Here is a 13,662-nt window from a genome sequence, read left to right as displayed (position 1 = left end):
ATTTTCACCTCAAACCACTAGGTCATTTTCAGATTTAATATCAATGGCTTCCTGTAACAGTCTTTGAAGAACAGCGGAAAACACCGCAATGACCAATGAAGCAAAAATAGGAACCATCCCAACAATAATAAGCCCAGGTGCATCATCCTTATCTGCTACTAGAAAAACGAATGGAAGCATCACAACATACAGGCTACAGATTACAATAGCACAATATTTTATGATTTTTAAAGATCTCACGGAGATTGAAGAAAACGCTTCGTTCTTGTCAATATAGCTCAGAAGACGGAATGAATGGTACAGCGCAATGATAAACGGTATGACGGAGACATACATTATGATCACAATGGGATACAATGAGCCGGCATAGTTCGGATTCACTGGATTGTTAGCTAACCAAGGTATGCCGAATATACATAAGGCAAGAATCGGAACGCCAACGAGCAAAACAGCCATTTTCAAAAAAATCGTGGAACCTCGTTTCACAAAAAGCACCTCTCTTGTTTTAAGTGATTTGAATTTATCATACATTTTATCGTTTTACAATAAATAATTATCGATTTATATTGTTTAATTATTGATAATCAATTATCCCTTCCTTAAACATCCTAATAAACATATCCTTATCGGTTCATCACAGTTTGCTTTTGACCTTCCCACGTTTATCGATCCAGTACGGAATAGCTTGTGATATAATAACGACCAGCTAATACGAAAAAAATGGAATATAAGGCGGACCTTACTCATGAAATTAGAGCGATTGATCTCGATGATCTATAAGCTGTTGAACAACGAAGTTGTTTCTGCTTCCGTGCTGGCTGAAGAGTTTCAGGTATCCCAAAGAACCATTTACCGGGACATTGATGTGATCTGTGCTGCCGGCTTTCCCGTCGTATCCTATCAAGGGATGAACGGTGGATATGGCATGATGGATGGATACAAGTTGGACAAAAGCTTGCTCGGTACATACGATGTCAATTCCCTGATTACTGTCCTGCACAGTCTCTCTACAGTGTTTGAAGACGAGCGTGCGCAGGGCACGATTGAACGATTAAAAACGGTAGGGACTGAACATCAGACTCCCAGCTTAGCTGTAAACTTGGAAACTCACCGTAACGACCACGATGCGCTTCGCCATCTGCGTAAAGGCATTACGGAACATATACTTGTCCGTTTCGATTACATTAACACCAAGAATGAACGTACGACCCGTGAGTTGGAACCGGTGATGCTTTATTATAAGTATCGTAATTGGTATGTATATGGATTCTGCCGAGCACGCCAGGATTATCGGGAATTCCGTCTATCCCGCATGATGAATCTGTCGCTGACACCAGAAACATTTCAACGGCATCTTGAGGTACCAAAAGAGACTGTTTTGCCAACCAAAGAATGGCAGGATCAGGTAAGTGATGTGGTGTTTCGGGTTTCCCCAGAGGCATTAGCGGAAGCACTGGATCACTTTCAGCAGGCAGATAAGCAATTCAATGATGACGGGAGTATGACCATGCGTATCCCCGTTTATCAGCCACTCCAGGCAAGATGGCTTAGGTCCTTTCTGCTAGGCTTGGGCAGTGGGGTTGTTGTTCTAGAACCGCTTGAGCTGCGAGAGATCCTAAAAGAACAGCTTCAACATGCACTCCTGCAATACGAAGAAGTATGACACGCTGTTGTCATACTTCTTTTTTTATAATGACAACAGATTCAAAACAAATCCATTGCATAGCTAAAGGAGAAGATACGAATGACGAATTATCCAATTGAAATGTTTAATTACCACACATGGGCCAACCAAACCATTCTGGGCAGAATCAAGGAACTGCCACCCTCTGTACTGAGTCAGGAAGTGAACAGCTCATATCCCACCATCGCACATGCCCTTAGCCATATCCATGCTGTTGATCAGATGTGGTATCTGGTTTTATCAGGAACGGCGATGCCTGAGGCGTTCCAGGCATGCATGCCTTTAAATTCCAAAATACTCCTTTCCGTGAATGAGTACATCGATACCTTTGCCGAGCTAGCCAAACGATACAATGAATGGTTCCAGCACCAAACCGACTTGGAGCAAACGATTCTACTTGATAATCCATTCGCTGGCCTCCGCGAAACGAGTCTTTCCGAAATGTTGCTGCATGTGGTTAATCACGGGACCTATCATAGGGGCAATGTTTCCACAATGCTGCGTCAATTGGGTCATGCGTCCATCATGAACGACTACTCTCTTTTTTGGTATCAGGAACCTGTGCAATCCTTCTAATGTACAGCACATTTTGATACAAGGAGCAGATCATATATTTAATGGAAATTCAAAATTTAATTTCGGTAAACGCAAGGGAAGATTTCAGGTCATGGTTACAGGCGAAATCCAGGATTGAACAATCCTGCTGGGTTGTGGTGAGTATGACGGCAAAGCCCAATACATTGCTATATCTTGACGTGGTAGAGGAATCCTTATGTTTTGGATGGATCGATGGAATTAAAAAGAAAGTATCGGAAACAGAACTCGCACAGCGATTGTCACCCAGAAGCAAAAGCAGTCCGTGGACCGAATTGAATAAAGAACGTGTAAGGCGTCTTGAAAAGTTGGGGCTTATGAGGGACGAAGGAAGACGGGTACTACCGGACATGGAGATCGATTCTTTTCGCATTATCAAGGATATTGAGATCAGGCTTAAGGAAGATAAACAAACTTATGAGAATTTCATGGCCTTCCCTTCTCTTTATAGAAGAGTCCGCATCGACACCATTCAGAGCGTAAAAAATCAGTCGGCATTGTTCAATCACAGATTGGACAAATTCATTACAAACACAAGAGAAAACAAAATGATTGGTCAATGGCATGACCATGGACGCCTTCTGAATTATTAGATTCCCCCATCTTGGTCTATCACATGGAAGTGGTGTTGGACAGTCACCTTTTTGCCATTGGACGATATCCTATAGGTAAAAGGAGGACTGTTCATGTCGCTTTTGTTTCAACATTCTGAACTGGAGAATGAAAAGATTCCTCTGGAAGCCTGGAAGAAGGATGCCTACCAGTTGTTTGCTTCCAAAATGAGTGATCGGGAGGCTCGTTTCCCCTGCATTCCGGCGACTCAGGCCTTCGCCATGGGGCATCTCCGATATGGTTTTGTGTCATATTTGGATCCCGGGTCAGCAGATCGTAGACTCGCGGACATCATTACCGAATACGGCCGGGAATCGCGTTCTTTTGGTGATTACTCATCTTTGATTGTGTTTTTTGAATTGGAGAAAACGATGAGGACCGTTTTGGACTATGAAGAGATATTCTGGGATTTATTAAGCAAGGTTAGCGTTTTGGATGTAAAGCGATGGCCTGCAGACATTCCGGAGAACCCGGAAAATCCCTTGTGGGAATTCTGTTATGACGATGAGCGATATTTCGTCTATTGCGGGACACCCGCCCACATCTCCCGTCAGAGTCGGAGTTTCCCTTACTTCATGCTGGCTATGACGCCTCGTTGGGTACTGGACCAATGGAATGCTCATCCCAAGAAAGCAGCTGCAATTAGCCCTAAGATCCGTGAACGACTAGCGGAATACGATGCCATACCCGCCCATCCTGAACTAAAACAGTATGGAGCCCAAGGGAATCTTGAATATAAGCAGTATTTTTTAAGAGACGATGACTCCTCCCCCTCTCTATGCCCTTTTCTTCGCGCTCTACAAGCTGAAAAGGTGCAAGAATAGAAGTGTTTCCCTTACTTGTCCTAAAAGTGCCCTCCTCCGAATAAGCTGTACTCTACAGTTATAAGGAGGAGCGTTCCATTAACTGGATCAAGGAAGGGACATGACCATGGAAATGTATATCAAATATGTTCTGATCGGACTAGCTATTGCCATGCCTGTTGGAGCGATCACTGTGGAAATGACAAAACAGGGTTTAAAAAATGGATTCGTTCACGGCTGGGCTGTGGGTCTGGGCGGAATGACCTTGGATACCACATTAATTATAGCGATGTATCTGGGGTTTGCCTCCTTCCTCTCCCTACCTTACATTCAGATTCCGCTCTGGCTTGTTGGAGCGGGCTTTCTTGCTTATCTGGGTTATGATTCGATCAGGAATGCAGATCAGGATATTACACCCGCCAATGAAAAAGTAAAAAAATCATTTTGGAAGACATACCGTAACGGTTTGTTGGTTGCCATTTCCCCGGGTAATCTGATCTTTTGGGTATCCGTTTTTGGTGCCGTACTGTCTGATTCATATCGTTCTGCCGGGAAGGAGAGCTTCGCTATCGCAGCTTGCGGGGTGCTGTGCGGCATTCTGATTCATGATCTTGGTTTGGTTTCTCTGGTTTCCGTGACGCGAAAAGTGATGAGCAGAAGATTGATCCGTTTGGTTTCAGTTGCTGCAGGCACACTTTTGCTCGGTTTTTCATTCTATTTTTTGTATGAGTTCGTTATGTCACTTTGGGCATATATTCTGTGATTGCCTTCGTTGGACAACCTGCACAATAATATGAATGCTTAGACAAAAAAAAGGAGTGGATCGTATTGAAAACCAGTCACCCGCTACGACAGCATTTGTCACTGGTCCACTCGTATTCACTGCTACAGCCTTCGGCCAGTAATATGGAGAGTAGTTCATAGAAGATAAAATCTTACTCTTTAATTCCCATGTAAAATCCCCCATTCCTCAGTAACAAGGATTGGGGGATTTCTGTGAGAAGATTTAATTTATGAGCTCGTGCCGGCAGCCAAAACTGCAACAATATCGCCATTGAATCCTCATATTAGTTATAACCGACGCCTTGATAATAGTAACCCAGCGATTTCATGAAGTCGGCATTCAACATGTTTCGGCCATCGAAGATGTTGGGCTGCTTCATCTGTTTACTGAGCATACTCCAGTTTAGGTCATGATACATCTTCCACTCCGTACATATAAAAACAGCATCTGCATCTTTAAAGCCTTCCTCAGGGGTAGTCATGAATTGAATATTTGAATTCTTCAAATAGGAGGGAAGTTTGGCGACCGGGTCAAACAATTTAATATGTGCTTGTCCCACAGTCAATTCCTGAATGAGCCGGATCGCAGGAGCTTCCCGTATGTCATCCGTATCGGGCTTGAATGCCAGGCCAAGAACCACTATTTTTTTGCCTGCGAAATCTCCTAACCTTCTTCTAGCTTTCTCAACCATATACAAATATTGTGTTTCATTAACCTCAACGACGTTTTTCAGTACCTGTAGTTCCGTATTATTATCCTTTGCTATACGGAGTAAAGCTGCAACGTCCTTTGGAAAACATGATCCACCATAACCAATTCCTGCTTGCAGGAAGCTGCTGCCAATCCTTTGATCAAGTCCCATCCCAAAAGCAACCTCTTTTATATCTACCTCAAGTTTGTCACTTAATCTGGATAGTTCATTAATATAAGAAATTTTTGTGGCTAGAAAAGCATTCGATGCATATTTAATGAGCTCTGCGGTCCGCGGTGTTGTTACCACAATGGGACATTGAACTGAAGCGTAGAGGGTCTGAAGCATTTTGGTCGCTTTAGTACTCGTCGCGCCAATGACAACCCGGTCTGGATTTAGAGAATCCTCCATTGCTTTACCTTCCCGCAGAAATTCAGGATTGGATGCAACATCATAAGGATAAGATGCTGCCTGAGACCGCAATATCCATTGAGTCACTTTTTCCTGTGTCCCTACGGGCACGGTACTCTTGTTAACGATGAGTTTATAACCGTTCATATAACGACCAATATCTTGTGAAACCTGCTTCACATAAGTTAAATCTGCATTTCCATCATTAAGCGATGGAGTCCCGACACATATAAATATTACATCATTCTCCTGAATAGCTTTTGCTTGATTTGTAGTAAACATAATCTGACCGGATTTAAGATGTTTTACCAGTAGTTCCTTGAGACCTGGCTCATAGAAATAAAGTTCACCTTTCGTTAATTGATCGACCTTGTGTGCATCTGTATCAAGTCCTACTACTTTCCAGCCCATCTCGGCAAACACCAAGGCAGTGGTTGTACCCACGTAGCCTGTCCCAATCACAAGTATTTTCATTCCTCGTCACCCTTCCTTCTCGCTTCTAAGCCAGCCAGGGTAGAACCGGTCCCAACTACCGTATTAACAACAGCGTGTGATAGTTGCTTGATATGAACATTACCTAATAGAATGCTGTCTCTGATGTAGCAGCTTTCAATAGTGGAATCTGCACCAATAGAAACGTAAGGACCAACCACACAATCTTCTAGAATACAGCCTGCTTCTATAGAGACTGGGGCAATAATCTTGCAATTTTGTAGAATCACCGAAGGATGAATATCATTTTCAACTGGCATCTCCCGAAGCATTTTTCGGTTGGCATCAAGCCATCTCTGTAAAGTTCCGACATCAATATTTGCTATTTCAGCTTGCTGATAAGATACCGAGTAGCCCTGTTGGATCAGCCATTGGATCGCATCTGTAATTTCATACTCTCCTCTGGCCGAAGGTTCTATCTTTTTGGCAGCTTTGAAAATAGAAGAAGTAAAACCGTATGCTCCTAATACCGCAAGATTTGATTTGGGAGCTTTCGGCTTCTCTACAAGCTTCACAATCCGTTGGTCTTCCACCTCTGCAATGCCATAATCCTGAGGACTGTCCACTTCCGATAGAAGCAGCGCAGCATGATTCCCATGTTCTACTATTTGCTTTTTAAGTTGAGAGAGTGAAATGGAAATTAAGTTATCCCCCAAGAGTAAAATGAATGAGTCCTGACCAATAAAATGCTCTGCTTGTAATATGGCATCTGCGATTCCTTTTGGATCTTTTTGATAAATAAACGTAATATTCGTACGACTCCACCTAGTGACACTCTCTAAGCTGCTTCTAATGAGTGATTCTTGCGATTTTTGGATTACTATTCCGATCTCAGAAATCTCTTGTTCAACCAATTTATCTATACAGGAGTGCAACAAGGGAGTATTGGCTACAGGAATCAATGATTTTGGATAAGAGAACGTGAATGGATACAAGCGGGAACCTTTGCCAGCACATAGAATTAGTCCTTTCAAGTCGTTTCCTCCCTTCTAATTTTCACTTCTGTATACTCTATGAAAAACAAATATATTTGGATTGGACGAATATCTGATAGATTTTATAGAATGGCTCTAACAGCCTTGAAACGTTTCTCAGAAAACTAAGTTTTCTAATTCTTATGAAATGGTTCGTTGACGCTTGTGAAAATTTTCTGAAGCCCATTCATTCCATCGGTCATTCGCATAAGATGACGGCAAAAGAGCCGTTGGCTTCATGCTAACCAAAGGAGACTGAAATGGTATGAAAATAGTTCAAATATCTACAAATACACTTCCCGTTCCCCCAGAAGATTATGGCGGCACTCAGCGCGATATTCACTACCTGACAGAAGAGTTGGTTCGTCGAGGTCATGAGGTCATTTTATTTGCTAAGAAAGGTTCGAAAACCAACGCCACAAGGACGTACGAATATCCCACTGATGACCCGGATCAGCAGTTGGATTTCATCATTAAGCGCATTCCTTCGAATGTGGATATTATCCATGATCACTATGGCATTGTTGCGAAAACAAATCCGCCCATTCCTACGCTCCACAACTCCCATTCCAAAAAGGCAAAAGGATCACAAATTCCCGTGTTTGTGAGCAAGAAAATTCGTGATAAGAACAAGAAGGGTTACTTCGTGCATAACGGGATTCGTCTTCGTGACTATACTTTTCGAACCAAGAAAAAGGGCTATCTTTTATTTTTGGGTAGAATCATGAAAGAAAAAGGAGTTCATTTAGCGATTGAAGTTGCACAAAAAACGGGGAAAGAATTAATTATTGCTGGGACAATTAACAAGCCTGCATATCAAGAGTATTTCGATAGCGAAGTCAAACCGCATCTTAATGAAAAGATACGATTTATCGGCCCTGTCGGTGGAACCAAGAAAATTAATTTGATTTCAAGAGCAAGCTGTGTGTTATTTACCTCTACATGGAATGAACCCTTCGGACTTGTGCTTATCGAAGCTTTGGCTTGTGGTACACCGGTACTTGGATTCAAAGCAGGGGCCGTTCCGGAAGTGCTAAAAGGCTTACCACAATTACTATGTAACTCTACAGATGATATGGTTCGCAAAGTGAAATATCGTAACAAATTCCCCACCGCAAGAGTTTGCCGATCCTATGTAAAAAAGCATTTTTCGGATAAAGTCATGGCTGACAATTTTCTTAAATTATATAAAAAAGTCATCACGAATAAGGAATACAAAATTGTCCGTCAGTCGGTGTGGAACACCAGAAAAAATCTGATTCTAAAAAGGAGTTGAAATCAGTGGCTTCAATCATAGCGTGTACCATGAGACCTGAATATATGGATAACATTTTTGCAAATTATGCACGACAGGAATGGCATAACAAAGAAATGATCATCATCCTTAACAAAGATAGTATGAATCTTAAAAAGTGGCGAAAGAAAGCTAAAGAATACGAAAATGTTAGAGTCTATAAGCTTCCTGAGAAATATACACTGGGAAAATGTCTTAACTGGGCCATTGCCAGAGCAAAAGGTTCGTTTATTGCCAAATTTGATGATGATGATTATTATGGAGCTCATTATTTAAAAGAATCCATCCTTGCACTAAGAGCACGCAAGGCACCTATTGTTGGTAAACACACAACGTATATTTATTTTGAGGCGAAAAAAGCGCTTATGGAATACCGACCCGGACAAGAGAATGTGCCTGGCAAAAGGATTAAAGGCGGGACATTGTTTTTTCGTAAAAGGGTATGGAAACATGTGAAATTTCCGGAGGATACGATCGGAGGATCAGATGCCAAATGGTCAAAAAAATGCCGCAGAGCTGGCTACTCCGTATATTATGTGTCGAAGAAAAATTACGTTTGTATTCGAAGAGAGAACATTCAGTCACATACGCAGAAACGGGATACTGAGGAATATATGAGAAATTGTAAATTGGTTGCCTACACGGATGACTTTATACCTTATACAACCGATACTATTCCAGATGAAGATACCAGTAAAGAAGAATCCAATTCACTCTCAAATGGCTCAATTTAGCAAATTGGACATTTGAAGCGAAGAATGGGCTGTTCCTGTAGTGAAACTACTTTAGGGACTGTCCATTCTATTCGCCGTATCAAACAACATTGCCGCACATTTGATCATGATACCCTACCTTAATTTCCGAATACTTTCGTAATCCGTATATTTCTTTAGCCATTCAATGTCCTGGCTTCTGTATCGTTTTAAAATTTTGTGCTTTTGCTTTATCAGATCTTCAGGCAATTTATATTTAGAGCGTTTAAAAATATACATCTTCTCCTGAGCTAACTCTCTGACAACCTGATGCAATGCTCTGTGTTGAGTATGGCCATACTCCCCTTTTTTATTGTGGGTCACAATCATCGTGATCTGAGGATTGGCTTGCAGCACCTGTGCGATATCTTTTTTCAAAGCCTTTCGGTTAAAATCTCCTTCCCATTTATCTTTATAACTCCACATTTCATACTCGGCTCCTACGTCTTTCATTGCTTTTCTAAACTCTCTTGCCCGCACTTTGTTTTTGCCGTTGGTTACACAGATAACTTTCCACCCTTTTCCCTTTATAAGTTGAGCTCCTCCAAAGATTATTTCATCATCAGGATGGGCTACAATCATCAATTTATTGAACATTGTCTTCCCTCCAAATCTTTAGATGAAGGAGTGATATAAGCCAAGCAGCTTATCGACGATACCAGAGATATTAAATTGCTTCTTAACGAATTCACGTCCTGCTTCTCCCCAATTTTTTGAACTTTTCTTAGACCTTAATGCAGTAAGAATCAAACTTTCGATCTTGCTTATTTCAAGAGTCTCCTTGGCTCTGTGATCTCCGAAGTAATACCTCCAAGCAAGCTTGAAATTATCTGGCTTCACAATGCCAAATATCCCCTTTGCACCGATCGCTATGACGGGCCGCTTGCAGGACATCGCTTCAAGAGCTACTCGTCCCGTTCCTACAACAACGTCACTAATGGAGAAAAAGGATGATGTATCTAGGCGTTCACCCAATACATGAATCCGATTACTGTGTTTTCTAGCTGCTAGTTTCTTGACACTATTCAATCCCGGTCCACCACCAACCACTACGACATGTATGTTTGGGGATGAATCCATACAGCGCTGTGCAGCTCTTAAAAAACTTTTACATATCTCTGCTTTTTCATCCTCAATACGACTGACATACAATAGCACTTTCGACTTACTGGCAATGTTTAATTGTGCGAGCAACTGCTTGTTCCTGTTGTATCTAAAATGCTGCGTATTAATTCCATTTGGAATTAATACAGATTGGATGTTTTTCTCTTCCAGCCACTTTTTAACCGGCCAGCTAACGCTTATAACCGCGTGACGACTATAACACCTCTTCATTATTTTCGTGATTAGTGCCCGAGGATAGTATGTCCCATGTATGGTGTAGACAAAAGGGATTCTCAGCTTTCTGCTGAGGGCGCTGCCGATTATTCCGGTAGATTCATGGTGAGCATTGATGACGTTGATCTTATGCTTGATAATCCATTGCTCCAATCTTTGCCGGTCGTTTATTTTCGTAAATATTGGACAACCAAGCGCCCTGAACTTGGACAACAAACTCCCCCGTTTACCTGCTACATAAATGGAGACCCCTCTTTTTCCCATCTCTTCGACAACGGCAGACACATATGTCTCTGTTCCTCCCACTTCAAATTTATCTATGATCATAAGCAACCGAAGAGTTGGCTTTTTCATGAATTTCCCCTCCCATAAGGTTATCATTCTCACTCCTTATAGTATGGGGTGTTAATGGTTGTCGTTACCGGAATTTACCCAGGAAGACAAAACAGGCGATTTATAGGTTTAAGAATTATATCTACTCTTACGATTCTCTGTTTTTGAGCATAAAAAATCCCCTCCTTTCGACAAGAGTAGATCCATTTTCTGGATGTCTCTTTTTCTCTCGTCTACTAAAAAGGGATAATACCAATATAGACTTGTTACTTCTTAAGTCTCAGTTTAATTCGGCATCTGGACGGTTACCACTTCTTTTCCTTTCAAATTGTCATTGGTAAACTGCATCGCTTGATCGTATCCGGTATTCCGCAGTTGATCCCTCAACTCGTTAATAATGCTCATGGCAGCTTCATCCGATTTTGCAAAAACAGCTTCCTTCCAGGCGTCTCCCATCCGGTCCATCGAAGGTTTCAACATTTCCCATTCAGAGGCTTTGGTGATAACATCACCCGGGTTATAAGCTGTTATAACCTGAATACCGTTCGGACGCAGTACCTTACGAGCATGATCCATTGCATCCAATCTGTCCTGATCTGCCCAGATGTCCCCACCTGCATACGAGTTAATGCGATCAAGTCCGGTTAACGATTCCAAACCGATAGAGATCCCTACGTTTTTGCGGACTTTACCGGATTGATCCGCTGCGAATTTATCAAACCATTCCTTATTGGCTACGGGTTTGCCGTCCTTCATATCCCATTGAACGCCTTGCACCCCGTATCTGGCCAGCATGAAACCTTCGTCAGAAGCCATATAATCCAAAAACTTGAGCGCAGCATCTACACATGCACCTTTGCAGCTCTTGGTAATAACCGTTACGTTGTTCCCCTGAATGCCAAGATCCACGGGACGACTCGGGTCGACATCAGCCCGCTCTAGCGGACCGACGGGAATGTAATCGCTTCCAGGATGAGAGGTGACGTATTCCTTGGAAGCATCCAAAATGGCCGGATAATGTGCCGCAAGAATGGCAATACGACCCTGATTGATTTTTTCTTTGGCGATGGGATCTGTCTGGGTAAATACATCCGGATCGAGCAGGCCTTCTGCCAGCAGTTTTCGATAGAACAGCATGTATTCTTCATAGCCTGGAGTGAAGAAACTGTGCTCAAGCGTACCATCGCCCTTGTCTACGTAACTTGCTCCCGAGTAAAACATCGTATTGCCGATGCCTACAGACCAGCCATTACTGAATCCACCCAGCGGGAAGACAGGCTGACCGTTCTCCTGCAGGTTGGCGTCTTTTATCTTTTTGAGAAAAGCATAAAAATCCTCTTTCGTCCCCACGGACTGCGGGTCCACACCTACCTTCTCGGCAATGTCCTTGCGTACATAGAATCCGTATAACCAATCAATTCCGTCTTCGTTCGTAGCAGGCTGATTCTGCAGAAGAAGATATTTTTTACCGTCATACGCATTAATCGCTTTTTCATACAATGCTGGCGGAACGTTTTCTTCTGCAATGGATTTGGCCAGGTTGGGATAATTGTCCAATTTGTCGGATATATCGACTAACTGACCTTCTTTCGCTGCCTTGATAATCCCGTCAAGCTCGCCGCCCCAAGCAGGTCCGGTATATATATCCGGCAAATCTTGCGTAGCAAAAATCTGGTTTACCTTCTCGGTCTCGCTGCCTTTCGTATACTCCCACTCGAGGGTCACTCCGGTCTTCTCCTTAATAACTTCCTCTACTGGGGTAATTCCATTGTCCGATCCGCCTGAACCATTCCAATTATGCAGTATCTTAAGTGTGGTACCCTCTCCATCGCTTTCTCCATTCCCCGCCGAATTCATGCAGCCACTCAGCAAACTTCCAGCCATAATAGACACGAGCAACACAGACATGCCTTTCGACCAAATCCTATTCAAACCAATCGCCTCCTGGTTATGGATATCAATGAATCGCGGTGAAGCGTGGGCAGATCAAACCGATATGATCAACCCTTAACCGAGCCAATCATGACCCCTTTGACAAAATAGCGCTGCAGAAACGGATAAATGCACAAGATTGGGAAAACCGTAATGACCAGCAGAGCCATGCGCATCGATTCCGGTGTTGCTCCTGCACCACCGACGCCACCTACCGTTTGGCCACCTTGCTGTGCTGCTCGCTGCATGGAATTGGATAGCGCTTCCGCTTCCGTCAACATTTCTTGCAGCAAGGTCTGAACCGGAATCAAATCCTTGTTGGAAACGTAGTAGGCACCAGAGAACCAGTCGTTCCAATGGGCTACTCCGATAAACAGCGAAATGGTTGCGAGTACCGGACCAGAAAGAGGCAGAATGATTCTCACAAAGATTTGAAAATCGCCATATCCGTCGATACGGGCAGACTCCTCCAGTTCCTCCGGGATGCCTTGTAGAAACGTACGAATAATGATGATGTGCATGAAATTAAATAAAAGCGGCAAAACGTACACCCAAAAGGTATTGATCAGATGCAGTTTTTGCAGTGTGATGAAGAACGGAATGAATCCCGCGCTGAAAATTGTGGGCAAAAAAATGTAGAAGGTAAAAAAGGAACGTCCCGGCAGTGTTTTTTTGGAAAGCGCATATGCCATAAGGGTACACAGGATTACATGCAGAAACGTCCCCAGCAGGGTGCGCATGAGGGTAATTTGGTATGCCTTCCAGATGCGTGCATTATCAAAAACCTCGGCATAGTTCTCCAATGTAAATTTTCGGGGTAGAAAATAAATCGCCCCTTGCATCGAGTCCTTCCCTTCATTTAATGAATAGGCCAAAATATAAATAAACGGGTAGATCATCGAGAATCCAACCAACGCAAGAAAGGTATAGTTAAACACCGAGAATACAGACCATTTTCGTTCCATATC

General features: G+C 42.8%; 14 protein-coding genes. 7 read left to right on the top strand and 7 right to left on the bottom strand.

The features are described from left to right. Nucleotides 1-9 precede the first annotated feature (9 nt). Complete coding sequence (locus HP552_RS06625) at nt 10-486, bottom strand: DUF2975 domain-containing protein (protein WP_175394780.1); 477 nt, start codon at nt 484-486, stop codon at nt 10-12. Between the two features lie 259 nt (nt 487-745). Here HP552_RS06625 and HP552_RS06620 point away from each other — a divergent pair, with 259 nt between their 5' ends. The 5 genes from HP552_RS06620 (at nt 746) to HP552_RS06600 (ending at nt 4,456) form a co-directional block, all read left to right on the top strand. Next, nucleotides 746-1,663 (top strand): helix-turn-helix transcriptional regulator, encoded by a 918-nt coding sequence (locus HP552_RS06620; protein ID WP_175394779.1) that lies wholly within the window; start codon nt 746-748, stop codon nt 1,661-1,663. An 81-nt stretch (nt 1,664-1,744) separates the two neighbouring features. Continuing rightward, on the top strand, nt 1,745-2,260 hold the full coding sequence (locus HP552_RS06615; protein ID WP_175394778.1) for a DinB family protein: 516 nt from the start codon (nt 1,745-1,747) through the stop codon (nt 2,258-2,260). A gap of 41 nt (nt 2,261-2,301) precedes the next feature. After that, complete coding sequence (locus HP552_RS06610) at nt 2,302-2,871, top strand: YdeI/OmpD-associated family protein (RefSeq protein WP_175394777.1); 570 nt, start codon at nt 2,302-2,304, stop codon at nt 2,869-2,871. 93 nt (nt 2,872-2,964) lie between these two features. Next, on the top strand, nt 2,965-3,714 hold the full coding sequence (locus HP552_RS06605) for a YqcI/YcgG family protein (protein ID WP_175394776.1): 750 nt from the start codon (nt 2,965-2,967) through the stop codon (nt 3,712-3,714). A gap of 106 nt (nt 3,715-3,820) precedes the next feature. After that, on the top strand, nt 3,821-4,456 hold the full coding sequence (locus HP552_RS06600) for a LysE family translocator (protein ID WP_175394775.1): 636 nt from the start codon (nt 3,821-3,823) through the stop codon (nt 4,454-4,456). Nucleotides 4,457-4,760: 304 nt separating this feature from the next. Here the strand turns inward: HP552_RS06600 and HP552_RS06595 are convergent, their stop codons facing one another. Both HP552_RS06595 and HP552_RS06590 read right to left on the bottom strand, forming a co-directional pair. Further along, on the bottom strand, nt 4,761-6,053 hold the full coding sequence (locus tag HP552_RS06595) for a UDP-glucose dehydrogenase family protein (protein WP_175394774.1): 1,293 nt from the start codon (nt 6,051-6,053) through the stop codon (nt 4,761-4,763). Then, a complete protein-coding gene (locus tag HP552_RS06590) occupies nt 6,050-7,045 on the bottom strand; it encodes a sugar phosphate nucleotidyltransferase (RefSeq protein ID WP_175394773.1) in 996 nt (331 codons plus the stop codon). The genes HP552_RS06595 and HP552_RS06590 overlap by 4 nt, the downstream gene beginning before the upstream one ends. Nucleotides 7,046-7,310: 265 nt before the next feature. On the opposite strand from HP552_RS06590, the gene HP552_RS06585 reads away from it, so the two are divergent. Then, nucleotides 7,311-8,321, top strand: coding sequence for a glycosyltransferase family 4 protein (locus tag HP552_RS06585; protein ID WP_175394772.1), 1,011 nt, complete (start codon nt 7,311-7,313; stop codon nt 8,319-8,321). After that, nucleotides 8,282-9,073 carry a glycosyltransferase family 2 protein gene (locus HP552_RS06580; RefSeq protein ID WP_312884222.1) on the top strand — a complete coding sequence of 264 codons (792 nt, stop codon included), beginning with the start codon at nt 8,282-8,284 and terminating at the stop codon, nt 9,071-9,073. Before HP552_RS06585 ends, HP552_RS06580 begins: the two co-directional genes overlap by 40 nt. 114 nt (nt 9,074-9,187) lie before the next feature. Here the strand turns inward: HP552_RS06580 and HP552_RS06575 are convergent, their stop codons facing one another. The 4 genes from HP552_RS06575 to HP552_RS06560 form a co-directional block, all read right to left on the bottom strand. Beyond that, nucleotides 9,188-9,688 (bottom strand): PIG-L family deacetylase, encoded by a 501-nt coding sequence (locus tag HP552_RS06575; RefSeq protein WP_175394770.1) that lies wholly within the window; start codon nt 9,686-9,688, stop codon nt 9,188-9,190. Between the two features lie 18 nt (nt 9,689-9,706). After that, nucleotides 9,707-10,783, bottom strand: a complete 1,077-nt coding sequence (locus tag HP552_RS06570) for a glycosyltransferase (protein ID WP_175394769.1) — start codon at nt 10,781-10,783, stop codon at nt 9,707-9,709. 264 nt (nt 10,784-11,047) lie between these two features. After that, complete coding sequence (locus HP552_RS06565; RefSeq protein WP_175394768.1) at nt 11,048-12,694, bottom strand: extracellular solute-binding protein; 1,647 nt, start codon at nt 12,692-12,694, stop codon at nt 11,048-11,050. Between the two features lie 68 nt (nt 12,695-12,762). Beyond that, on the bottom strand, nt 12,763-13,659 hold the full coding sequence (locus HP552_RS06560; RefSeq protein ID WP_175394767.1) for a carbohydrate ABC transporter permease: 897 nt from the start codon (nt 13,657-13,659) through the stop codon (nt 12,763-12,765). Nucleotides 13,660-13,662 lie beyond the last annotated feature (3 nt).

Origin of the sequence: Paenibacillus xylanilyticus, from assembly GCF_013359935.1 — a bacterium.
Taxonomy (GTDB): Bacteria; Bacillota; Bacilli; order Paenibacillales; family Paenibacillaceae; genus Paenibacillus; species Paenibacillus xylanilyticus.
This window is presented reverse-complemented; position numbering and strand designations above follow the sequence as displayed.